The sequence below is a fragment of the Rhodocytophaga aerolata genome (genome assembly GCF_030503435.1).
In the GTDB taxonomy this organism is placed as follows: Bacteria; Bacteroidota; Bacteroidia; order Cytophagales; family 172606-1; genus Rhodocytophaga; species Rhodocytophaga aerolata.
Window position 1 is genome coordinate 44561 of sequence record NZ_JAUKPO010000002.1, and the last position, 24867, is coordinate 69427.

The 24867-nt window shown below is 43.7% G+C and carries 21 protein-coding genes; 4 read left to right on the plus strand and 17 right to left on the minus strand.

Translation table 11 applies throughout. The features are described from left to right. Window positions 1-57 precede the first annotated feature (57 nt). The 4 genes from Q0590_RS04605 to Q0590_RS04620 all read right to left on the minus strand — a co-directional run bounded on the left by Q0590_RS04605 (window position 58) and on the right by Q0590_RS04620 (window position 3997). On the minus strand, window positions 58-933 hold the full coding sequence (locus Q0590_RS04605) for a phosphoenolpyruvate hydrolase family protein (RefSeq protein ID WP_302036322.1): 876 nt from the start codon (window positions 931-933) through the stop codon (window positions 58-60). A gap of 40 nt (window positions 934-973) precedes the next feature. Further along, window positions 974-2212 (minus strand): Tm-1-like ATP-binding domain-containing protein, encoded by a 1239-nt coding sequence (locus tag Q0590_RS04610; RefSeq protein ID WP_302036323.1) that lies wholly within the window; start codon window positions 2210-2212, stop codon window positions 974-976. 38 nt (window positions 2213-2250) lie between these two features. Continuing rightward, window positions 2251-2733, minus strand: a complete 483-nt coding sequence (locus Q0590_RS04615; RefSeq protein ID WP_302036324.1) for a DUF4126 family protein — start codon at window positions 2731-2733, stop codon at window positions 2251-2253. 130 nt (window positions 2734-2863) lie between these two features. After that, window positions 2864-3997 carry a TlpA disulfide reductase family protein gene (locus Q0590_RS04620; protein WP_302036325.1) on the minus strand — a complete coding sequence of 378 codons (1134 nt, stop codon included), beginning with the start codon at window positions 3995-3997 and terminating at the stop codon, window positions 2864-2866. Window positions 3998-4370: 373 nt separating this feature from the next. On the opposite strand from Q0590_RS04620, the gene Q0590_RS04625 reads away from it, so the two are divergent. Further along, window positions 4371-4556 (plus strand): hypothetical protein, encoded by a 186-nt coding sequence (locus Q0590_RS04625; protein WP_302036326.1) that lies wholly within the window; start codon window positions 4371-4373, stop codon window positions 4554-4556. Then, the gene (locus Q0590_RS04630) at window positions 4553-5482 is read left to right on the plus strand and encodes a DUF808 domain-containing protein (protein WP_302036327.1); all 930 of its coding nucleotides are present in this window, start codon (window positions 4553-4555) and stop codon (window positions 5480-5482) included. Before Q0590_RS04625 ends, Q0590_RS04630 begins: the two co-directional genes overlap by 4 nt. A 111-nt stretch (window positions 5483-5593) precedes the next feature. On the opposite strand, the gene Q0590_RS04635 is transcribed toward Q0590_RS04630, so the two are convergent. After that, window positions 5594-7249, minus strand: coding sequence for a serine hydrolase domain-containing protein (locus Q0590_RS04635; RefSeq protein ID WP_302036328.1), 1656 nt, complete (start codon window positions 7247-7249; stop codon window positions 5594-5596). A gap of 113 nt (window positions 7250-7362) precedes the next feature. Here Q0590_RS04635 and Q0590_RS04640 point away from each other — a divergent pair, with 113 nt between their 5' ends. Then, entirely contained in the window at window positions 7363-7671 is a 309-nt protein-coding gene (locus Q0590_RS04640) for a hypothetical protein (protein WP_302036329.1), read from the plus strand. A 76-nt stretch (window positions 7672-7747) separates the two neighbouring features. After that, entirely contained in the window at window positions 7748-8683 is a 936-nt protein-coding gene (locus Q0590_RS04645; RefSeq protein WP_302036330.1) for a hypothetical protein, read from the plus strand. Between the two features lie 89 nt (window positions 8684-8772). On the opposite strand, the gene Q0590_RS04650 is transcribed toward Q0590_RS04645, so the two are convergent. The 12 genes from Q0590_RS04650 to Q0590_RS04705 all read right to left on the minus strand — a co-directional run bounded on the left by Q0590_RS04650 (window position 8773) and on the right by Q0590_RS04705 (window position 24811). Next, window positions 8773-11091 carry a DUF7133 domain-containing protein gene (locus tag Q0590_RS04650; RefSeq protein ID WP_302036331.1) on the minus strand — a complete coding sequence of 773 codons (2319 nt, stop codon included), beginning with the start codon at window positions 11089-11091 and terminating at the stop codon, window positions 8773-8775. A 210-nt stretch (window positions 11092-11301) separates the two neighbouring features. Then, a complete protein-coding gene (locus Q0590_RS04655) occupies window positions 11302-12588 on the minus strand; it encodes an MFS transporter (protein ID WP_302036332.1) in 1287 nt (428 codons plus the stop codon). Window positions 12589-12810: 222 nt separating this feature from the next. Continuing rightward, window positions 12811-13812, minus strand: coding sequence for a class 1 fructose-bisphosphatase (fbp, locus tag Q0590_RS04660; protein ID WP_302036333.1), 1002 nt, complete (start codon window positions 13810-13812; stop codon window positions 12811-12813). A 175-nt stretch (window positions 13813-13987) separates the two neighbouring features. Beyond that, window positions 13988-14566 (minus strand): LutC/YkgG family protein, encoded by a 579-nt coding sequence (locus tag Q0590_RS04665; RefSeq protein WP_302036334.1) that lies wholly within the window; start codon window positions 14564-14566, stop codon window positions 13988-13990. Beyond that, on the minus strand, window positions 14556-15950 hold the full coding sequence (locus Q0590_RS04670; RefSeq protein ID WP_302036335.1) for a lactate utilization protein B: 1395 nt from the start codon (window positions 15948-15950) through the stop codon (window positions 14556-14558). The genes Q0590_RS04665 and Q0590_RS04670 overlap by 11 nt, the downstream gene beginning before the upstream one ends. Window positions 15951-15983: 33 nt before the next feature. Then, window positions 15984-16718, minus strand: a complete 735-nt coding sequence (locus Q0590_RS04675) for a (Fe-S)-binding protein (RefSeq protein ID WP_302036336.1) — start codon at window positions 16716-16718, stop codon at window positions 15984-15986. 89 nt (window positions 16719-16807) lie between these two features. After that, window positions 16808-18082, minus strand: coding sequence for a sugar isomerase (locus tag Q0590_RS04680; protein WP_302036337.1), 1275 nt, complete (start codon window positions 18080-18082; stop codon window positions 16808-16810). 50 nt (window positions 18083-18132) lie between these two features. Further along, window positions 18133-19191: an L-rhamnose/proton symporter RhaT gene (rhaT, locus tag Q0590_RS04685; RefSeq protein WP_302036338.1), complete on the minus strand. Its 1059-nt coding sequence runs from the start codon at window positions 19189-19191 to the stop codon at window positions 18133-18135. A gap of 95 nt (window positions 19192-19286) precedes the next feature. After that, entirely contained in the window at window positions 19287-19829 is a 543-nt protein-coding gene (locus Q0590_RS04690) for a glycosyl hydrolase (RefSeq protein WP_302036339.1), read from the minus strand. A 320-nt stretch (window positions 19830-20149) separates the two neighbouring features. Next, window positions 20150-21025: an alpha/beta hydrolase gene (locus Q0590_RS04695; protein WP_302036340.1), complete on the minus strand. Its 876-nt coding sequence runs from the start codon at window positions 21023-21025 to the stop codon at window positions 20150-20152. A gap of 83 nt (window positions 21026-21108) precedes the next feature. After that, window positions 21109-24471 (minus strand): glycosyl hydrolase, encoded by a 3363-nt coding sequence (locus Q0590_RS04700; RefSeq protein ID WP_378410402.1) that lies wholly within the window; start codon window positions 24469-24471, stop codon window positions 21109-21111. Between the two features lie 115 nt (window positions 24472-24586). Continuing rightward, window positions 24587-24811, minus strand: a complete 225-nt coding sequence (locus Q0590_RS04705) for a DUF2798 domain-containing protein (protein WP_302036341.1) — start codon at window positions 24809-24811, stop codon at window positions 24587-24589. Window positions 24812-24867 lie beyond the last annotated feature (56 nt).

Sequence of the window (24867 nt, forward strand, 5' to 3'; positions counted from 1 at the left end):
GTAAAGTTTATGAATGTGCAGAAAGTACGTATGTACGTAAAAAATGTTGTGGGTATACTATTTTCTGTTTCTGACAGGCAAGGTAAGCGATTTAAATGTACGCGTTAAATTAGTTAACGATTCTTCTACCCCCATCCGTTCCAGAGAAGAGGCTCCTACAAATCCCTGCGCTGATGTCTGGTCCAGAACGATCCGTACATCCTCGGGAGTATTGATTGGCCCGCCATGGGTCAGGAAAAACAGATCAGGATTTATTTCCCTTGCGGCATCTATGATCTTCTGGGTCTGGGCAATGGCATCATCCATGGTGCAGGTAGCTTCTATTACACCAATAGAACCCCCTACGGTTGTGCCAACATGGGCTATAATGGCATCTGCACCGGCTTCCGCCATTAGCCTGGCTTCTTCGGGTTTGGCTACATACACAATAGAGAACAAATCCATTTTATGGGCTATGCGTACCATCTCTACTTCTTTATCGAAACCCATTCCTGTTTCTTCCAGAATCTTTCTGAATTGCCCGTCCACAATGGCATGGGTAGGAAAATTATTAATTCCTGAAAAACCCATTTCTTTCACTTTCAATAGATGATGCCACATCCGCCTTCTCGGGTCCGAGCCATGTACGCCACAGATTACCGGAACTTCTTCCACTACCGGCAATACTTCAAACTCGCCAATTTCCATAGCCACTGCATTGGCATCTCCATACGCCATTAAGCCGGCCGTAGAGCCATGGCCCGACATCCGGAAACGGCCAGAATTGTAAATGATGAGCAGATCGGCCCCGCCTTTTTCAATAAATTTAGCACTGATTCCCGTACCAGCACCTGCGGCAATAATAGCTTTCTGTTGATTGATGGTAGCACGCAAACGGTCTTTTACTTCTTGTCGTGTATAAGGATTTCCCTTACCTGTCCATGGGTTTGGCATAATTCAACGTTAGGTTGTCGGTATAGTATATTAATTTTTATTAAATATTCCTTTGTTGGCTTTGTATCAGCCTCAACAGAATCTGTACGGCTTGCTCGGCAAACACTTCGTCATTAATCGATGCATCCACTTCTACAACAGGTATGTGTTCTGCTATATGCTTTTTAATAGCTTCAAACAAAATTTTATCTGCTTCGGGCTGATGAAATACGCCACCGGCTATCCCTATCTGAGAGATGCCTTTCAAAGGTACTAAAATAGCAGCTGGGGCTGTTGACTGATTCACTTTTCTGGCAAGACTTTCGCCTAGCATGCTGTTCTCTTCCTTGTTGGTTCGCATTAGCGTGACGTCTGGTGCCCAGCTATATAGTTGCCTGCCTTGGTAATGGTCAGGTACAGTATCTAGTTGGGCAAAATTTACCATGTCCAGGCAGCCAGGAACAACTACTTGAGGGATTCCCTTCCGCGCAGCCGCATTCAACCGGTCTGGCCCGGCACTTAAGATGCCTCCACATAACTCGTCGGCTAGTTCTGTGGTAGTAATATCTAAAACAGCCGTAAAATAGCCCTCGCTTATTAATGATTCCATGGTTTTGCCCCCAATGCCGGTGGCATGAAAAGCAAATACTTCAAACCCCTGATTACGGAGCAGTTCACTGCACTTTTCTACACAAGCTGTGGTATTGCCAAACATACTTATGGCAATGCGTTTGCTGTTAATCGCTTCAGGCGTGGGCGTTATTGCTGCCATGGCACAAATAGCCGAAGCCGCCTGGCTAATAAGTAGCTGGCTAATGCTGTTGAGCCCTGAAAGGTCCACGATGGAAGGCATAAGGGTAATATCTTTGCTTCCCATTTGCCTGGAAACATCTTTAGCAGCAATGGTTGTTAAACACAGTTTAGGTATACCTAAGGGAATAGGTTGCATAGCAGAAAGGGCAATATAGGTTCCACCTCCTCCACCCATTCCAATAGCCGCCTTCATTCCTCCAGCTTCCATTAGCCGGGCTACAATGCTGGCAGCACCTTTTCCCATTATTTCTACGGCATAGCCACGGTCTTTTTTATCTCTCAGCTCTGCTATAGTGGTGCCCCCTTCCAAGGCTATCACATCGGATTCATAGTCTACCGGAAAAAGGTTGGTTGTTCCCATAACACCAGTGTTGAGGCTTATAACCCTTTCCCCTTGTGCCAGTATGCAGTTGCGAAGAAAAGAAAACAGTTCGCCTTTGGTGTCAAAACAACCAAGCAATAAAATATAGGTATCCGTTACAGCCATGTATGACTATATAATTGACTTATTGAATTAGCTTACACTTATACTTTCATGCATGCTGTACCGACCGAGATAGCCAGTGCATCTTCCAGCAGGGCAATACTTGCATCCGGCAGACCAGTAGTTTTCACCAGTTTTCTACGCAGATAAAAAAATGCATAACTGGCCGCTATAGCTCCTAATCCACCTAGCAAAGCACCCTTCACTTTTGCCGCGCCGCTTTCTTCACTACAGGCCATGCCCACCACCGCACCTGAGATAGTTCTCACAACTAAAGATGCAGGGATAATGCGGTTCGGCACGTGGGGTAACTTATCTGTGATCAGCTCTGCGAGGGCCAACACCTTAAAAACGGTGGCAACAGTTGAATGCTGCAAATAAGTAAAGGGCGGCGTATGAAGAGGCGGCCAGGCTGGTTTTGAAAGAAAATGGCTTAGAACGGCTGGTGCTGACATGGAACGCATACCGGCTACGGCACCCAGGCCTAAGGCTTTCACTCCTGATTGAGATAGTTTAGTGGTCATTGTGCATATAGTTTAACTAGGCAACCTATACGTAAGCCTATAGCCGTATAGTTACCAGGGTTGTTTTTCCTGTGGCACCCAAGTTACAAAATAGTAGTTGTAAAGACTTCTCCGTAGCTCTGGTAAAGATTTATTCACTGCTTTGCTCTGACAAAAACTGGTTTAGTTCAGCAGGTTTGATATTTTTCTTTACTATTTTTCCATTCTTATCTAACAAAACATTTGTAGGAAAAGCATTGATAGATAATTTATTGGCTTCTTTTCCAGCAACATCCCAGTATTGTGGCCATACAAGCTCATATTTAGCAATTATCCGCTGCCATGCCTCTTTATGTGCCGGTTTATCTGTAGAGATGCCTATAATTTCAAATCCCTTGCTTTTATAGGTGTCATAAATGGTTTTTAATTCATGAAACTGAGCAACACAGGGAGCACAGTTACTATACCAGAAATCAACCAGTGTATAAGTAGCCTTTGAAAATGAAGCTGTGCTATAGTTGTTAGCTTGTTTGTCTACTACTGGGAAAGAAGGAAATGGTTTTCCTATACTGAGTATACTTGCCGTAGCTAACCTGTCTGCGAGCACTTTTCCGGCATAGCTCCCTTTTATTGGACTGGAGAAGTGATAGTAAATAGTATCAAAAATAAGCTCATATCCAAAATTTAACAGGTAAGCAAACTTCCAGAAAGCAAACTGTGAATTCGGATGAGTTTTTACATATGCCAATAAAGTTTCATCATTTTTCTTATACTGCTCCTTCCGTTCCCGTTCTAAGCTAAGATTAACAGAAGCAGGTAATTTGCGTTCGTACACACGGTTTAAACTATCCCGTTTTTTATTCAGCAAATTTCTGTCCTGCCTTACTTGTTTAAATGCCGGAAGATATTCCTGCTCATATTCTTTCATTGCTACATTTTGTACATGCGGCGTTTGAAAGCTGGAGTCAATGTTGAAGTGTACAGCTTGCTTGCCCGCCTCAATTACAAATTCGCCTGAAACATAATTATCACTATACAGTAATTGAAAGCCTTGCGGCGAGGGAAGATAGCCGCTAAATGTAAATTGGCGGTTTTTTACGGGAGCTGTTAAATTCCGTAAAGCTTCCGGGTAAAAGCTGGGATCTTGCAGTAACCGTAATTCTATGGTGCCGATATCTGCATTGATTGTTCCATTCAGGGTAAAGGGTAGTAATTTCTGTGATTGCGCATGAAGGTTTACACTTTGCAGTACGAACAGGATACTTAGTAAATAAAATAGACGCATGAGGGTTGGTGGTTGGTCAATCAAGTATATTATGCATTCAGGTACTTTTTACTTCAGTTGCCGGCTAAACTATCCGCACTGCCAGTCACACACATTCCTGGAGATACTTTTTGTAAGGTAGCAAATATAATACAGTCATTGCCTGATAAATAATTTTCTACCCGGTGGCCGTAACTCAGCAAGCAACAAGCCATTGGATAAAGTTTATAAGGTAACTTACCATGAGAAAAGAGATAAGCAAACTCTGGTAAGTACACCAGATACATTTATATTTGCCTGCTCTTTGTGTTTTATTGATCTGACAGAAATTGCTGTACGGCCACCACTTTAATGGAGATTTGAAGATACAGCTATCTTATATAAAAGCAAGTATATGAGCTGTTTTACAGGCAATATTGATGGCTATACGAACATTGAAGAATACTTGTACGTTCAACGGAAGGTCTGCAGTTATCCGCCTGCCTTTATGGGCAGTGATGAAGCAGAAGTTGTCAATCGAAAACATATGAAAGTGAGCAAGAAAATAGTTCTCTCCAAAAAAATGGTAAATACGAAATGAGCACAGGTCTTCTCGCTCTATTAGATGATGTGGCTGCCCTGGTAAAAGTAAGCGCAGCCAGTCTGGATGATGTTCCCGCACAGGTAGCAAAAACTACAGGTAAAGTGTCTGGTATTGTTATTGACGATACGGCCGTAACGCCCAAGTACGTGGTAGGTTTGGACCCTAAACGTGAACTCTCCATTATTTATAAAATTGCCAAAAGGTCGCTGATCAATAAAGCACTATTGCTCGGGCCTGCGGCTTTGCTTCTGGGCTTTTTTGCCCCCTGGATTATACAGCCGCTGCTTATGCTGGGTGGCGCTTATCTATGCTTTGAGGGCTACGAAAAAGTGCATTCCATGTTCAGCAAGCATCCGGCTGCTCACGAGCAACAGGAAGAAGTAAAGGTAATTACACCGGAGGAGTTGGAAAAAGCCAGAGTAACAGGGGCTGTCCGTACAGACTTCATTCTGTCAGCTGAAATTATTGCCATTGCCTATGCCACTGTAGCCGAAGACCCTCTGGTAACACAAATTGTGGTAATGTTATGTGTAGCTGTGTTTATTACCGCCGCGGTATATGGGTTTGTTGGCTTAATTGTAAAAGCAGATGATATTGGGCTGCATATGGCAAAAAATTCTAAAAAACCCAACATTCAAAAAATTGGCAGGGGCATAGTAAAGTGGATGCCGCTGTTTTTAAAAACACTTGGCTACATTGGCACAGCCGCCATGCTATGGGTAGGCGCAGAAATTATTGCACACGGCATCCCGGTTTTGCATCATGGCTTGCAAGCTATAGAACATGCCCTTGCCGGAGTACCCATTATTGCATGGCTGGCGAAAGCTGTGGTGTGCGCTATTGGCGGACTCATCTTAGGGGCTATACTCGAAAAAATAGTGGTATTGGTACGCAGACTTATTAAGCCCACAGCAAAAGTATAAAATGTATAGTGCCTTTAAAATGCTTTAGGAATGTTTGCAAGCTATGCAAGCATTCCTAAAGCTCATAATCAAATTGAAATAACAGCCAAATTAACAGGAAAGGAAAACAACCTACTTTATCCGCTTAAATTTCAAATGCAGTATTCGTTGATCGTTTACCTGGAAACCGTTGATCTTACCTTTGGCATCTTCGGTAAAGATCAGGTTGCTCAGCCACCATTGTTTGGTTGAAAATTGGTTGGGACTTGTAAGAGTCAGCGGCATGTCTGGGTGTTTCCGGTGTCTTAATACGAGCTGATTATTTTCTTCCACCACCTGATATGTAGTCTCTAATTCATCACTATAATATGTACCTATATACGCTGCCCGTTTTTGAGGTGTAAGGGTAACAGGGGCAAATCTTTTTACATACATCTCCTGATCCCCAATTGTTTGCCTGATACCCGGAACTAAGCCGTTAACCGGGTTATCAAATGCAAAGGTAATGTAGCCATCCAGAATACTGAACTGATTTTTTCCGGTGGGTTTCATTAAAAAAGGTGTCTGATTAATTTTAACAAACAGGCGGCTGCTATCTACATAGATATTTCCTACAAACCCCTGGTCTGAGCTGTAGGAGCCAATATAGGATTTATAAAGTGTAGTATCTGTGGCAAAGTTGGCAGTAGAAGTAAGTTCGGATGTAGGAGCAGATTTATCTTCTAAAAACAAATCGGCTACCTGCATAGCCATTCCATACGGATTAGCGATTGATAAATTACTGAACAGAATAATACCTAAATCCTTTTCAGGAAAGCGGCAGGCTAACGTCCGGTAGCCCGCATCACCTCCGCCATGTGCAATCCGTTTCCATCCTTTATAGGTGTCAATGTTTAAACCTAAGGCATATTTTAATTTTTTGCCATTATTAAGTACCATCGTCTGATACATTTGCTCGATAGCCTCTTTACCTCCTACTTTGCCTGTCTGGTAATTCAGCAGCCATTTGGCTTCGTCCTCCACGGTGGTAAACAAACTGGTAGCGCCAACAGTCGAGTAACTTAATACACTGTGTGCATACTTGCCATTCTCTGCGGGTTGATAAGAATACGCCCTGTTTTTAACTATCTCTTCATAATTGTCGTGGAAATGTGTCTGCTTCATACCCAGTGGCTGAAAAATGTTTTGTTCTGCAAACTGTCTCAAACTCTGGCCACTCACTTTTTTAACAATTTCAGCAAGCAACGTATAGCCCGTATTACAATACATCATCTGGTCGCCCGGAGCAAAATTCAACTCTTTTTGGTGAGAGACCATCTTAATAACCTGCTCCTGAGTAATAACATCATCCATTTGCCAGCCGGCAACACTGAGTGCCTGCCACTGATCCCGAAGGCCGCTTGTATGGGTAAGCAGATGCCGGATAGTAATTTTCTTGCCAAAATCAGGCACATAGGGCAAATACGTACGGATATCATCCTCTAATGTCAGTTTACCTTTTTGTGAAAGCAGCACAATACAAAAGGCCGTAAACTGCTTAGATTCGGAAGCTATATGAAAAATAGTAGACGGGGTTATAGGAATATCATATTCCAGATTGGCCATACCATAGCCTCTACTAAAAGTCAATTTTCCATCTTTGACGATAGCCACTGCAAAACCCGGGGAAGCAGGGCTCTGATAAGGCTTGAAAAGAGAGTCTATTTTAGCTAGCGTAGCTGCTGGAATCTGGCAAAAAACATTGGTGACTTGAAGAAAAAAAGCAGATAGCAGGAGTATGTATTTCATAAAACAGGTGGTTAGGTAAAAGCAGAACTATAGCAAGCATAAAAAGCTTAAAACAGTAGAGATAGTATTGGGTTTCGCTTATGAATCTCTACTAATGTTGGCTTCAGCTACCAATGAATACTAAAGAAAAAATACGAACTAGTCAATACTTGTTTTCAGTATTTTCAGCAGCATATACAAAGACCCATACATTGCCTGAACAAACTCTTATTAATCCATCTGAAGAAAAAATACCCAGAAATGGGTATTTTTTCTTTGGTTTTTCTGTATCATCTTTACAAATGAATAACAATGGCTATATGGTATGCATGAACACCAGTCTCAATAGTGAATCTATATTTTTCAGACAAGCTATTATTTTTTATAGAGATTATCAATCCCCGTTTTTGCCCTTTGGCAGCAAATCAAAAGGCCATAAATGAAGATGTAGTTTCCTGACTAATACTATAACACTCACCTACTAGCTTGCTTATATTTTTTCCTAACCTTACCTATTTTATGCGTATTTCTTTAAAATTCCGAAGTTTATTGTTTTTTATGCTGGCATATAGCTCATTCTTTAGCTGCCAGCAATTCATTGAAATAATTAAACCTACACATCCTAAACCAGTGCAGGATACTTGCCAGGTTACAAAAATCAGCCAGGTAGGAAACGGATCATTTACCCAGTACACCTACGATTCCAAGGGGCGGCTTATAAAGCAAAATAATTCAACTGATAACTTTATAGAATATACCTACGATGCGAATGGCCGCGTAGTAAAAGAAACCAGTTCCTATGGAAATTTTACAGACTATATCTATGATGCGAATGGCCGGCTCACCAAGCGTGTGCACGATTCTAATAACGGCGATCCGGATTCATTCAGGATTATTACCGAAACCTATACGTACAATGAGCAAAATAAACTTATTGAATATAATTTCTCTGCTTACCGGGCAGGTACGCAAAGGAATTATACCTACGATACACAAGGCAGGATTATCAAAATAGTTACCGAAAATGACCACTACTTTGAATATGATCCTACTACCGAGTATAGCTACGATGGCAACACCATTATTGCTAAAACCACTGCTACCCATGACTTTGAGGACACAAAAACTTCTCAGATTACCTATGTATTTGAAAATGGCAATCTGGTAAAGCAGCGCATCGACAAGTCGCCTAATGGAGACAGCGATGGCTATGAAATTACTTACACTTATACAACAGATGTAGAGAAGCTCATTATTCCCAGTATAGTTGATCCAACGGATGTTACGGCAGACATGCTGAAAAGCAAAAACCTCATCTCTAAAACAGCAGATAGTGATGGCACAGTAACTACCTATGAATGGGAATTAAACAAACAAGGGTATCCGGTGAAAAGCACGGTTACTACTCCTACCAGTACTTCTCAGACGATTTATGAATATAGCTGTGGAAAGTAATAAGCCACTTTTTGCTTTCTTCTGCTCAAGAACCTCTTAATAAGATTAAGAGGTTCTTATTTTTTATATCAGAGCTGCGTAGTGAAAGGTTATATTTTATTCAACTCTTCCACAGTAAATGCTTTCTGGCGTCCTTTTAACTTCTCACGGGTTTTTACTACCTCCTCCGCTTTAACCGGCGCAGCATCATTCCGCCACGATTTCCGGATAAAGCTTAATAACTGAGCTACATCCTCATCAGATAAATCTTTATTATATCCAATGCCGGGCATATCGCCGTTTATTTCAGGAGCTTTGTACAGATGTCCTTTTACTTCTACCGGGCCCGTTAAGCCATAGAGCACAATAGATATAAGCTTTTCCTTGTCGCCGGTTACCCACTCCGATTGATTTAACGGCGGTCCCAGAGAAGCTACGCCATTACCATCCTGGCCATGGCAAGTCTGGCAAATGGTGGTAAACATAGCTACGCCCTTGGGGAACTGCTTTTTTAAGATTTCCGGATTGCGGCTTGCCTGCTTATTCTCAATATAGGCCGTTACCCGCTGCAATTGTTTATAAATAGCAACGCTGGTATCGGGTACACTAGCCGTTATCTGACTTAGAAATACACTTTCACGGCCTTCCAAATTGCTGATGACTGCATCTGCCACATAACTGTTGTTGGGATAGGTTTTTGTTGCTTTTGCCAATAACTGATCAGCTGCCGATGGGTCAAATGGCTGGATATAATGAGCTAAAAAAGCTACATAGGGAGCAGCTAACGTATCTTTCTGTTCGAGCATCTGTGTCAGCACTGGCAGGTATTGTGTGTAACTTGTTTTCGTGAGTACGGAGGGTAACACACTCAATGCCTGCATCCGCATGGGCCATACCTTTTCTTGTAACAGGCCACGTACTTCTTCAGTGGTAAGCGCACCTAATCCTTCCAGTGTCCAGAGTGCATGCATAACCAGCAAAGGTTTATTCTTTTCTTGTAGTGCTTGCCGCAGAGCCGGAATAGCTTCTGTCAGTCTCCCGTCAATTAGCTTTTGCTGTGCGTAATCCCGTATCCAGCCGTTTTCATGAGCCAGCAATTTTACTAAGCCTGTGGCATCTTCAGGCAGGCGGCTCAACTTTGCCTTTTTGCCTTTGGGAACCACTTTATATATGCGGCCACTAGTTAAGGGCTGTGTTAACTGGCGAAGGCCGATTTCCTTTTTGAGATAAGTAGTAAGATACGTTTTGTGTTGAATTATACCCCGGTACATATCTACGATGTATAATGCGCCATCCGGTGCATTGTGCAGGTTCACCGGCCGGAAACGTTCATCCAGGCTTCTTAGAAATTCTTTGTTCCGGTAGGCTTGGTTTCCATTCACTACATAGCCTTGTTCCGCTAGAATGTTTCGCTTGATCAGGTTAGCTGACGGTTCGGCTACAAAAACATTAGAGGCATAGGCTGGTCCAAATAACTCTCCCCGGTAAACTAATGGCCCACAGGCAGCCGTAAAATCTACCAACTGAAGGCTATCATTGAGCACTCCTTTCATGTATCCTCTGTTAACACCAGGGGTGGGCCTGGCCGGATACACCTTGTTATCGGCTACTATTTTCTTGACATAGCCTGCCACACTGCGCTGATTGGTGTTGGTAGCTCCTAGCCCAGGTGTAAAGTAATCGCCAAGTAAATTTTCGGAATTGGTATTGTAGTACAAGCGTCCGTAATTATCCTGGCTTATGCCCCACTGGCCCCGGAAATGGGTACGGTCTATTTCCCAGGTATTGCCTCTTTTGCGGTAGCGTTTCGTAGATTTAGCATTATAAATCCAGTTGTCCATAGCCCGGTATAACCCATTGGGTTGGTGCTCTACGTTGCCGCCTTCTGTATACTTATCATCGACTAATACTTTTTTGCCTGGCTGGTCATTGTTTATTGGGTAGTACCAAAGGCGTGGAGGTTCAGCAACCAGTATTCCATCTTCAATTAAACACATAGCCCGTGGCAGAACCAGCGAATCCAGGAACACTTTGCGGTTGTCGGCCATGCCATCGTTGTTGCTATCTTCCAGAATAACTATTTTGCCGCTGGGAATATCTTCACCCGTTCCAACAGTGTCAGGCATATAGCCATTCATTTCTACTACCCATATGCGGCCTTTTCCGTCAAAACTTAGGGCAACCGGGGCACTGATTAAAGGTTCGGCCGCAACTAATTTTACCTCAAATCCATCTTCTACCTGCATCATCTGAATAGACTGCTGTGGAGAAATTACCGGAGACGTAGTAAAATCTATTTTTTCGCTTGGCAATACTTTGTTTTCTGCAACGGCGACTGCCTGTTTTGATTCTTTGGGTTTATTGGCCTGGCAGTATACTAAAAAGCAGGCTGTGAGCAATAAAAGGAAATACTTCAGCAATTTATTCATTTTCAAACATTGTTTTTTACATGGCTACCAGATACACTCTCAAGCTGCAACGTTCGCTGATCCGGCGCATACGTAGCTGATCAATAAGTTAAACACAATAAATACTTCTTATACAAACACTTACTACAATCCTAATGTTTTACTAACCACAATATCACTTGATAAATTTCATTTTGTAGCAGTAATTCTCTTTTAAGGTAGCTGCTTTAGCTACAAGGCAATAGGCTTCATCCGGGAGGTAAGCAGGTGTATAATAAACCAGGCTACAAAATACGCTAGTCCGCAGATGATGAATAGTATATTATATCCAGCGCCGATGTTACCAGCCGCTTTGTAATAATCCAGTAACGATCCTACTAGCAGAGGAAACAATGTAGAGCCAATAGACCCCGCCATGCCGCCAATACCTACCACAGAACTTACTGCTCTTTTAGGAATGATATCAGAAACCACGGTGAAAATATTGGCACTCCAGGCCTGGTGTGCTGCCGCAGCAATACTTATAATGGCTACGGCCACCCAAATATTTGTAGCATACCTGGCCAGTATAATAGGTAGTACAGCAAAGGCCACCAGAAGCAGGGTTGCTTTCCGGGCTTTTAGTACTGGCCAGCCCCGTTTAATTAAGTAAGACGATAAATACCCTCCGCCGATACTACCAAACGTAGTAGCAGTATACACAACCGCTAAATGCATACTCGGCTTTGTCAGATCCAGGTTAAAGGTGGTGGAGAAATACGAAGGCAGCCAGAACAGGAAAAACCACCAGATGGGATCGGTCAGAATCTTGCCAATAATAAACACCCATGTTTGCCGGAAGCCCAGTAAGCGGCTCCAGGGTATAGCTAAAGTACCCTCAGGGGTAGCAGGATCGTGGTCGCTGTGGATATAGGAATACTCTGCCTGAGAGATTTTTTTGTGCCGGGAGGGAATTTCGTAGTAAATCCACCAGAAAAGCAACCATATGAAGCCTATTGCTCCTGTAATTAGAAAGGCTTCCTGCCAGCCATACGCCCCCAGAATCCAGGGAACCAGAATAGGGGCAGCCACCGCTCCAATGCTGGTGCCGGAATTGAAAATACCAGTAGCCAGGGCACGTTCTTTTTTAGGGAACCACTCGGCCACTGCCTTAACTGCTGCCGGGAAATTACCGGCTTCTCCGAAACCTAATAAGCCCCTTACCACCCCAAACCCGAATGTACTTTTTACCAGGGCATGGGCCATAGCAGCAATGCTCCAGATGATGATGGAAATAGAATACCCCAGTTTTGTACCTATTTTGTCGATGAAGTTACCGAATATAACATACCCGAAGGCATAGGAGGCAGCAAAAACCATTACAATATTTCCATAGTCGGTTTCACTCCAGCTGAATTCTTTTTCGAGGGTGGGTTTTAGCAGGCCGATCACTTGCCTGTCTATGTAATTGATGGTGGTCGCAAAAAAAAGTAAGGCGCAAATTGTCCAGCGGTAATTTCCAGTTTTAGTTTCTCCCATGGCGAAAGGTACAGATTTTATTAATTTAGTTTCTCAATTTTATCCTATTCATTTCAAAAATCCTACTAAACTAAATCAATCTAGGTATATCCGCATCATTCTATTAAAATAAGCGTATAGGCTTAAATCTTCTATATGGTCAATAAAACTAGCTCTTCTAGTGTGATTGTGTCCCTAGCTTAATGTAAATCACTGGATTACAACTGCTCACACTTGCGGGCATTAGCTGGCATGGGTAAAATGCAAAGAATAAATATCTTCCACCATCTTAGCTGATCCAATATACAAAGGTGCCCGCTGATGCATAGAATCAGGCATAATATCCAGGATACGGCGTTTTCCGTCACACGCCGCACCGCCCGCTTGTTCAACAATATAGGCTAAAGGAAAACATTCGTACATTAACCTCAGCTTACCTTCCGGATTCTTGAGGGTAGCCGGGTACAGGTATACACCTCCTTTGAGCAAATTGCGGTGAAAATCACCGACCAGGGAACCTATATACCGGCCAATGAGACGTTGTTCGCGGCACTTGTGCAAATACTGCTGAACAGCAACAGGAAAATCATCCATGTTGCCTTCGTTGCACGAATAGATATTGCCAACAGGGGCGGTCCTGATCTGGGGATGGGAAAGAAAAAATTCGCCTAACGAATAGTCATACGTAAAGCCATTGACGCCCCTTCCGGTAGTGTAGACAAGCATGGTAGAGGAACCATACAAAATATAGCCAGCCGCCACTTGCATGTCTCCTTTTTGGAGAGCATCGCCTATGGTGGGTACTGTCCCAGTGGGCGTTACCCGCCGGTAAATTGAGAAGATAGTTCCTACCGATACATTGGCATCTATATTCGAGGAGCCATCTAAGGGATCTATGGCTACAATATACTTTGCTTTGTTATTGCCAGTAGGAATAAGCTCTGTATCTTCTTCTGAGATAATGGCACATACTTCTCCTCCATTCTTTAAAGCCCGGATGAAGCGGATATTGGCAATTACGTCTAATTTCAGCTGGTGTTCGCCCTGAATATTCTGCGAACCAAACTGGCCGCTGATGTCCGAAAGACCTCCACGGTTAATGTCGCGGTTGACAATTTTTCCGGCTAAGGCAATATCCCGCAGCAATTGGGAAAGCTCGCCGGTGGCAAAGGGGAAATCGGCTTCGTTGCGCATAATGAAGCGGTCCAGGGTGATGCCGACAGGTAAGGCTAATTGGTCGTTCATGGGAGAGGCAGGTTTTAGGTGAGGTAAATTTGACGACTACAATGCAAATCAACTATAAAAAGTAAAGAAATGAATTGGTATCCACCGTAGAAATGGATTATAACAAAAAAGTAATACATACCCAAAAAAGGCGGCAGCTATATATGTACCCCTGCTATACTAATTTTGTACCCGGCTATCTAATAAGTACCGTCATGCTTTTGGGCCCATGTGCTCCCAATACCAAGGATTGCTCAATATCGGCTGTTTTAGATGGCCCGGCAATGAAAACGCCAAAACCATATTCCGCCAAGCCAATCCGGTTATAGGCCTCATGCATGTTGGGTACTATCTCTTTTGCATCCACAATAGCTACTAAATGTTCACAGATAAAAGGCATCACCCTGATTTTCAATTCTTCTTCTGTTACCCAAACAGCGCCGTTTTCTGCCACGCCAAACTGGGCTTTAATGATAGCCACATCTACATCCTGTAACGAATGGTGTACAATACTTTCGTATTCGTGCAGATAATGAACAGTAATAGAGGTATCTACAGAAACTACCCGTTTAGCATCCGGAAAGAGCTTGGCTATCACTTCAAGTACACCTTCTTCCTGGTTCAGCAGATAGGATTTTCCTCCAATTGATTCCAGGGTGTCACTAAACCGTTGCACGTCCCCAGGTACAGTAGAGACATAGTCTTGCTGGGGCAAAGGCAGCAGTTCCGGTTGGCTCTTTTTTACAGCGGCTAATATGGCTTCTCTACTGCTCATTTTTTTTCTTTCTGTTTTTTTGATACCATTCTGTAAACGATTCGTTGGGCGGCTCTGGCATTTCCCGTTCCTTATACCAGGGATTGTACTGGTTACTTACCACACCTGGCACCAGTTTCATAGCCCATCTGCCTGCTTTTCCGGCTATATTGAAAAACGTTGGCTTAGAGAGAGTAGTAGCCATGGCTTTCATCGCCATATACTTGGATTTGGGTTGGTAGCCTTCTTCTGTTAGTACCTGCCGCCATTGATACAATTGTTCGTGTATATTAATCTTTACCGGACATACATTGCTGCAAGAACCACATAAGGTAGAAGCAAAAGGCAAATCTTTATACTGTCGCATATCTAAATTAGGCGCTAAAATTGACCCGATAGGCCCGGCAATGGCATTGTGGTAACTGTGGCCGCCACTTCTCCGGTAAACCGGGCATGTATTGAAACAAGCGCCACACCGGATACATTTGAGTGAGTTCCTAAAATCTTCCCGGCCTAGCTGCGTGCTTCGTCCGTTGTCTACCAATACAATATGTAGCTGCTGTCCTTTCCGGGGTTTCTTAAAATGACTGGAATAGGTAGTAATGGGCTGCCCGGTGGCGCTTCTGGCTAATAACCGGAGAAATACACCTAAATTTTTCCGTTTAGGTATAAGTTTTTCTATACCCATGCAGGCAATATGTACATCCGCCAGATGAGCCCCCATATCGGCGTTTCCTTCATTGGTACACACCACAAACTCACCGGTTTCGGCAATGGCAAAGTTGACTCCGGTGATGGCAATACGGCGTGTTAAGAACTTTTCACGCAAATGCACTCTGGCGGTATTAGTTAGAAAAGAGGGATCTATTACGCCTTCCGGTGAACCTAAGTGCCGGTGAAATAACTCCCCTATTTCTTCTTTTTTCCAATGAATACAAGGCAAAACAATATGACTAGGCGTTTCCTCAGCTAACTGCACAATCCGCTCGCCTAAATCGGTATCTATTACATCAATGCCTTCTTCTTTCAGGTAATCATTCAGATGGCATTCTTCGGTAAGCATTGATTTGCTTTTGACAATCTGCTGAATGTTTTGCTTGGATAGAATACTGTGTACGATCTGGTTATGCTCCTTAGCATCCGCAGCCCAATGCACGGTCATGCCATTTGCTTGTGCATTTTTTTCAAATTCTTGCAGGTATTCACTCAGATTAGATAAGGTATGGGATTTGATACGGGAGGCTTCTTCCCGTAAAGGTTCCCACTCGTCTCCTAAGGACCAGGCCGCTTTATCCCGCTTCTGGCGAATCCACCATAAGGTGCGGTCATGCCAGTTTACCCGTTCTTCATCTCGGTTGAACTTCTCTGCTAATTCTGCATGATCTTTTGTTCCGTTGTGATTCATGGGAAGGAATGTTTGCTTACGTGTTTGATTTTATCATCCTGCATTTAGTATTTCCGCAATATGTTTTACCTGCACCTTACTTTTCTGTCGTTTTAAAATGCCTTCCATGTGCATCAGGCAACTCATATCGGCTGCTGTTATGTATTGAGCCCCATGCTCCACATGGTCCTGCACCCGGTCTTTTCCCATTTTGGCTGAAACAGCTTCTTCAAATACAGAAAAGGTGCCGCCAAACCCACAGCACTCGTCTTTCCTGTCTAATGCAATTAACTCAATGCCTTCTACCATACGGAGTAATTTCTCGGGCTTAGAGAAGGGTGCTGCCACTAATTCTGTCATTTGCGACAGATGTAAGCCTCTTTCGCCGTGGCAACTCTGGTGCATGCCTACTTTATATGGAAATTTGGCGTTGAGCTTTTCTACCTTTAACACATCCGTCAAAAATTCGGTTAACTCATAAATAGTATGGCGGATGCTGGCAGCGGCTGGCTCATTTTTTTGCGAATGTAAATGATCTTTTATATGCAATACGCAACTGCCAGACGGACAAACAATATGCGTGTACCCAGCAAAGTTTTTCGTGAATAGCTCATTACAATCCTTTGTTAAGGACTCATAGCCAGAGTTAGCCATTGGTTGGCCGCAGCAAGTTTGCCCTACCGGATAGTTTACCTCACAGCCTAGTTTTTCTAATAGCTCTAATGTTGCAATGCCTACCTGTGGGTAAAACTGATTTACATAGCAAGGTATAAAAAGGCCTACTTTCATCAATCTGGGTTAAAATAATTAGTTATGGGTTTATTTACAAGGTATTTTAAAATGCTTTGAACATCAGTTATACGGTTAAAACTATAAAGCTATAAGCCGGTAGCCACCGTTTTAAGGCCTCTTTCTTTAATCAGGTTTTCCCGTACGTTTAAACTACGGTACACTTGCAAAGGTTGTAAAGCAGCCCCAGCCCGTAAGCGTGCCTCGGCTACCAGCGGCCGCACATCAGTACGGTAGGCCTCTTGTAAAATTTCCTGCGCCCGCACCACATCATTGCTTTCTCTGGCCTTTTCCAGTTCCTGGGTATCTACCAGCAAGGCCTGTGCATAGGCTATTTTAATGGCTTCTACCGATTGCAATAAATCTTCTAAAGGATCTTTGATGTTATGAGAAGCATCAATCATCCAACCTAAGTCAGACGCATGATTCATTCCTCGGGCGTTCATCCCTTCTATCAGTTCATTGAAGATCAAAAACAATTGGTAAGGATTGATGCTGCCGACAGTGAGATCATCGTCGCCATATTTAGAATCATTAAAATGGAAACCGCCTAACTTGCCATCCATTAGTAATAAAGCCACAATTTGCTCTATGTTGGCATTGGGCAGATGGTGTCCTAAATCTACTAAGGTATAGGCTTTGGGGCCTAGCTTGTTGGCATAGTTTAAGGATTGTCCCCAGTCGCCAACGGTCATGGAATAGAAATTGGGTTCAAAAGCTTTGTATTCCACAAACAGTTTCCAATTGTCTGGCAAGGCAGCATATACCTCTTGTAAACAGCCTAAGGTTCTTTCAAAAGCTTTGCGGAAGTTTAACTGACCAGGAAACGAAGAGCCATCGGATAGCCATACCGTTAAAGATTCTGACCCTAACTCTATTCCATATTTGATTACTTCTATATTATGGTCTATGGCTTGTTTGCGTACGGCTTTATCGGTATGCTGCATAGAGCCGAACTTATAACTATGCGCTTGCCCTGCCTGGTCTTGAAAGGTATTTGAGTTCATGGCATCGAAACGTAAGCCATGCTGTGCAGCTAATGCTTTAATAGATGCGGCATTTTGAGGAATGTCCCAGGGAATGTGTAGAGAAATAGCTCCGCTTGAACCATTCAAGGCATGCAGCAGCCCAACATCTTCAATTTTTTCTTCCAGGCTGCGGGGTTCGCCACCACCAGAAAAACGGCCAAACCGGGTACCTCCGGTTCCTAACGCCCAGCTGGGGATAGCAATTTGAAAATCGATTAACTGCTGTAACAGTCCGTCTACGTTTTTTATTTCTGCCGCTACGGATTCAAATTTTTGCTGGTGACGCTGCAATTGATCTTCATTCAGGGATTGCAGTTTATATGGTTCTAGTTTCATAACGTAAAAAATACAAGAAATGAGTAAAAGAAAAATGATAAAAACAGGAGTTAGCTTTCTAAAGAATTGCCATAACCGACGATAATCACCGAGGCTAAAATAACCAGCAAACCAATGATAAATAGGCTCAATACTTTTCTGGGTACACCTTTCCATTCTTTCAAAAACAGCCCCCACATATTGGATATCAAAATAATAAAAGCCATATGTAAAATCCAGGAGGAGGCTCCGTTACCTAATTTGCTTTCACCCATCCCATAGAAGAAAAACTGCAGATACCAGGTAGTTCCGGCAAGGGCTGAAAACAGATAATTCGCTGTAAGAGGAGTTTTGTTGTCGGTATAATCGGTAAAGCTCCGGTTGCGAATATTCAAAATCAGGCACCAGATAAAGTTCGTCGTCAGTCCGCCCCAGAGCAATACAATATAAATTACATTATTCTGAAACAGAGGATTGTAGCCTTCTGCTACGGCCACGTCTGCCATGGGTTCGCCAGCCTCTATGCCATAGTTAAAACAGGCACTGAGTACACCCGAGATAATGGCAAAAGTTAAGCCTTTGGTGAGGTCAAACTCTTTAATGCTTTGCTGCTTTTGTTCCTCAGACAGACTTTTCTCTTTTTGGTTGCCGGCATACCCACAAATAGCAATACCTGCTAAGCAAACAACCACACCTAATAAGACTAACTGCCCTCCGGAACTATTAATCATATCAGAGAAGGTAACTTTCCCTGCTTGTGGCGCATAGTTGTAGTAGATAGAAGGCAGCAGCGAACCAAGAGCGGCTGTAAGCCCAAGCAAAATAGAATTACCCAGCGACATGCCCAGATAGCGGATACCCAGGCCATAGGTTAACCCGCCAATACCCCACAGTACTCCCCAGAAGTAGGTCCAGGCTAAAGTAGATGCATCCGTTTGACTGATGATAGAAGCAAAGCCAGGAACTGTTAGATATGCGGCCAGGGGAGGCACAATAAGCCAGGAAAACAGCCCGCCTACAATCCAGTAACTTTCCCAAGACCACTCTTTTACCCGCTTATAGGGTACATAAAAACTACCGGAAGCAAAGCCGCCAATGAGATGAAAGATAATACCTGATATGACTTGCACTTGATACTTGAAAGTTTAAGATGGATAAATCATTTTATGTTATATACTATTAGTTACTCACCTGGTGGATGATCTTTTTCTCCCTACCGGTATTCCTATTGAGCCGCCACACTCTCAGCAATTGATTTCTGTATAGCTGTCAGCAGCACTACCAGACCCATAAGACCGGACTCTAACAGAGGAGAGGCTTTGTTGTAATGTTGCCAGGTAGTAAAGGTTACTCTGCCCCCTGTAGGCTTGGGTTTACCCTGCTTATACCAGTCTGGCAGCTGTTCAATAGCCCCATTCGATAAGCTGGCAAATCCACTGGCACCTCCTCCAGGGGTATATTTATTTTCTGGTGGCAGTTGCTCATCGCCAATCAGGCGGTTGGGCCATAAATTGGTCACTTGAATTTCCACCTCATTTGTTCCTGCTTTTATGGCTTCCAGATCCAGTGTAATGCCTTCTTTGCTGACATTGCCGTTCATCCAGTGGTACCAGCACTGGGCAAAAGCCGATACTGGTGGATTTAAAAATTCCTCTTCTATTGCCTTATCAGATACTTCTTGAGCAAACCGTTGAACTACTCCATAGGGTGTAATGAGGGCTAGCAGACCAGCGGCGGAAGTGTTTTTTACAAACGTGTGTCTTTTCATAGTTCTAATTCACAAACCTTACTTAGTAACAGGCTACTGGTGCATGTCCAATATCATCGGTAGAAGTAACCCTGGTAGGTTTTGAAAACCTACCAGGGTTGAGCATAAGGTATAGTATAAAATGTATGTTAGTAAAGTACCAGTGTAATTCCATCTATAAATATTGGTAATAAAAAATGGCTTACCTTCCTGTACTCTCCTTGTCTGCTTTAGAATTTTGCCTCATTGTCTACTAATCACCATAAAGAAAACTTGACGGACAGATCAGGTATTTACAAGGCGTTTAAAATAACTGGCAGCTTTGCCCAAAATGCCCTTATTTATTTCTTTACATACCCTTGCATCTCCAGCCAATTTCCAAACCGTTCTACCCAGGTGTCTACCGGCAGGTTTTGCTTCCGCATGCCAAAGCCATGTTTTCCTTTCTCGTACATATGCAGCTCGGCAGGCTGTTGAGCCTCAAGCCACTTGGAATAAATATGGATACTGTGCGGAGCTAAGCCAAGATCATCGTCGCTGGCTGCGGCAATAAATATAGGCGTCTTTACGGATGGAACGGCAGAGCCAACAATGGCATTTTCGTAGGCATAAATGGGAGCAACAAAATTCGGGCGGCTCTCATCGGTAGCACTGTACACGACAGACATGGTTACGGTACCGCCGGCAGAAAAACCCATAAAGCCAATTTTATTCGGGTCAATCTTGTATGTGGCTGCATTCTGGCGGACATATTTTACAGCGGTTAACCCATCCTGTAAAGCAAGCTGCACCACCGGCGCATTAATGGAATCAAGTTTTTTAAAGTTTCTGGAAGCCATTAACGACTGCAGGCTGTTTTCAGGACGGGCAGGATCACTACGGACCAGGCGGTATTTCAATACGAAGGCTGTAATGCCTTTTTCATTCAACCATTTAGCCACCGCATTTCCTTCATGCTCGATAGCCAGAATATGAAAAGCACCACCTGGCGCAACAATAATAGCCGTCCCATTCGGATTGGAGGGTACATACGCCGTAAGCGTAGGTTTGGATACTTCAACAACCATGGAACCACCATTGGGAGAGTTGATCACTTTTTCATCCCAGGTCCATTTTTCTGAACCAGGAGCCGCGCCTTTATAAAGGGGTATCACTTGTTGTGCCCAGGCATAGGAGCTGATCAGCCATACTACACCAAAAAGGATACTATTTTTCATATGCTTTCCTTTCGTTACCTGTTTCTTTTAAGGTATATGCAGCCCTGAAATTATTGCCTGCATATACTTACTGTGCTGTTCTTCTACCGGCTGCTTACTTTATTCACCTTGGCCTCTTTGCCGCCCTCACTCAGCGATACTACTTTTACTGGCCCTAATAAGCCAGAAGGCAGTAATTTTGAATCGGCCTGGTAGAACGGCATGGTGGTATAGGTAATTTTGTTTGTTACCCCAGGTTGTGCATCGCCAATCAAGCGGTTCACCCATAAGTTGGTGACTTTTATTTCTATAGCATTTTGCCCTTTTTTTACAGCATCGGTAATATCTACCCGGAATGGCTTTTTCCAGACTGTTCCTATATTTTTTCCATTCACTATTACTTCGGCTATGTTTTTTACCTCTCCTAAATCAAGTACGTACCGGGCATTTTTATCTGGCTTAGTTACCGTGAAATGGTTGGTATAGGTAGCCGTACCGGAAAAATACTTAATGCCTGTATCTGCATTTTCTGTCCATGAGCTTAGCTGGGTAAATGTAGCACGTTGCGGGGCTCCACGTCCTTCCTGAAACTGAACATTCCAGGTACCCCCTACCTGCGCAACGCCAGATTCGGTTAGAGTTGGTTTAGTGTAGGAGGCGACAGTTGTATTTTCACGGAATACAATAAAGTAAGCATCCCATGATTCAAAATGCAGTGGGACGAGGGTACGCCCTTCTTTAATCTGATAGGATACTTTTTCAACGGCACCAGTCTGCGGATTCCATAGCTCTGGCACTTTACCTGTTACCCGGAAACTGATCTCGGCATCATTCGGGTTTTCACTCCGGTTGTTGAGCCAGTAAATATCTCCTTCTTCATTTTTTCGGTGCACATACAATACTTCGGCTTTGGCATTGTTCACTATTACATCTTCCGGCACATTTACTGATTGGAGTACCTCAGCAGCAGGCTTATTGGCTGATACATTCGGATTACTCCATAGTTCATTCACCAGTGCAGTAAATGCCGCCTGATCGTCAGATAAACTGGGTGATTTCTCGGGTTTACTACCAGTGACTTTCGCACCTGCTTTTATCAACTCTCCGAGTTTTTTCAGCACTGGTAAAGTCATCAGTTTAGCACTTTCATCCAGCACCAGTACGCTGTATGCCATTCCGCTAGGTGTTACGATTTTGCCATCTTTCACCTCCAGTACATTTAGCAGCGCCGTAGCATTCACAAAATCATATTCGTAGCCAGGAATACCAGGTAATTTGTTAGCAAATTGAGAAGTGATGTTATGATTTTCTCCATAGTAATACAGCACATCTACTACTGGTTTGCCTTGCTGAAGCAAATAGCAGCTGCGGCCCAGGTAATCCGTCCAGGCTTTGGCTTGCTCAGCCCATGTCTCCTGGCGACCAAAATACTGGCCAAAAGGCCCTAAGGAAAAACCAGGTTTTTTATCATCCAGCGGCTGATGCACCGAGGTATGAATAACAAACCGGTTCAGGCCGGAAGCCATTTCCATATCGGCAGTACGTTTCAATTTTTCCGGATGAAAAGAAAACGCATTTCCGATAGAAGTCATAGATTCGGCGGCTACAAAGGGTTTTCCATAGATGTGGGCTACCGACGCAGATTCCCGGATATCGGCTTTGCTTCGTACTTCCTCCTCACTGCCGCCAGCCAAACTACCTGGTGTCCACATGGCCGACATAGGGATATCGGCATTGCGTTTTACATCCATGCCATCGGCTAGGTAAATCCGTTTATTTTCATGCGATTCGGTGTAGCGTTTCATGCCACGTTGATGCAGCACTTCTCCAATAACATCGTAATGGTTTTCGGCAATCAGTTCGCCAATGGTTTTTCTAAAATCCCAGAGAAACTTTTCACTGTCTTCCATACTTTGTACCACACGTCCAGTCAGCACCGGAGTCCAGGGTTTGAGGTCATAGCCGCGGCGTTTGGTAAATTCCTCAGGCAGGGCTTTGGTCCAGGTCATGTGGCCTGCTTCGTAACTATCCAGAATCATGTATTGTAGTCCTTTTTCACCCATCTGTCCGCCGGTGGCATCTTTGTACATATCCAGGTAGGTATTAATGTATTTAGTGACTGCTTGCTTGTCGAGTTTATCTACTTCCAGGCCGGTCGCTTCCGGCGAGGCGGGGTGATTCTGGCGGCCTGTTAGTGAGTACCCCAGCCGGATAATTACCCAGTTGCCGGCTGGCGCTTTCCATGATAGAGAGCCATCGGCTTTTAGCTGAGAAGTCAGATCTATTACACTTTCAGCCGGAATGGCATCCGTTTGGGCAGTGGCTGGCAGGGTGCCTGTTTCTTTCCAGGGAGTAAACCCTGCCTTATCTTCAAAAAGGTGAATTCTGTCGGTGTTATGCAGTACAATTTCGGCTACGTTTACCCCTTCAGGTTTAGGTGCTTCAGGCTTTGCTCCCATCATAGCCGCAAACATATTGGGCTGGGGAGGCAAGGTTTTGAAAGTGAACCTGAAATATTTGGCGGTGGTAGGTGGAATACTCAAGGTATTTTGCGGCACAATGCTGCCTGGAACCGTGGCAATTTCCCGGAAATTCACGCCATCATCACTGACTTTCAGTGCCCGGTTCTCCGGGCCACCATTGAACTCCTGCAAGGCCGTCTGGCTGGCACCGGAAATAGAAAAGGCTTTGAAGGTTTGAGGTTTGTCAAATTCATACTGAATCCACATGTCCTGGCCTACTTCTGTAGGAGGCAAATACTTAGCATTGGTCAGGTTGCCATCGGTTAGTTCAGCCACACTAAAGGTGCCGCCGCTGGAAGTAACTTTCGGATTGAAGGAAGGAAAAGCTTTATCACTATCCGGTAACCGGTAGGCAATCACCAGCGCATCCTGATAATAGGTAGGCAAGGGCTTTGTAGAACCTCCCATCAGCGAGGAATTTCCCATTTCTACCTGTTGAAAAGGACCTGTGGCTGACGATGGCTGAGGCAGTTTGCCAGAAAAAGATTTGCCCCCAATAACACGGGTTTCCGTCCAGACGTATTTTTTCATGCCATCTTGTGGCTCTACCCAGGGGCCTCCGGTAACACTCCAGCCTGGAGAACCGGCAATGGCCATTTCGAGCTGTAATTTTTGGGCTAAGTCGGTGGTATGTTTAAAGGCATCTTTCCACTCAGGTGTCATAAACACAAGCTTTTGGGGCACTACCAGGGGAGTAAACAAGCTGGCATCAAAGTTCTGGAAACCACCGATACCAGTGCGGCTCATCCATTCGAGGTCTTTTTGAATACCTTCTTTGGTAATGTTTCCGTTCATCCAGTGCCACCATACGCGGGGCTTAGCTGCATTGGGGGGCGATTGAAAGCTTTGCTGCATTCCATTAGGTTCTGCCTGCTGTGCATTCATCGTTTGGTGAATGCTTAGAGAAAGCAGTGAAAGTAAAAATACTTTTTTGTAGGTACTCATTTTACTTGTGGTTAAATGGTGTTATTTATCACTAGGCACTCATAAAGTCAATCTGTAGTCTTACCAATCATAGGAGGAATAACGCACGTCAGACAGTAATAGGTAGCCACTATACTTAGGGTTTTGATGCAACTTTTTCAGCTAACTTTCTTGCCTTTGGAATAATGATAAATGCGGCTACATACGCTACTGGCATCATAACTGCCCATGCATTCACAAATTTATCAAACCACCCTTCCTCAAACCCATAGTTACGCAGGACACCAACAAAGGCCATAATTAACGTCATGGGTACGACAACAAATAAGGTATTGATATATTTAAAATACTTTCTTCTCATGTTTGTGCCTTGCCCAACAACTTATACAAGAACGGTATATCTTTCTGAGTAAACTT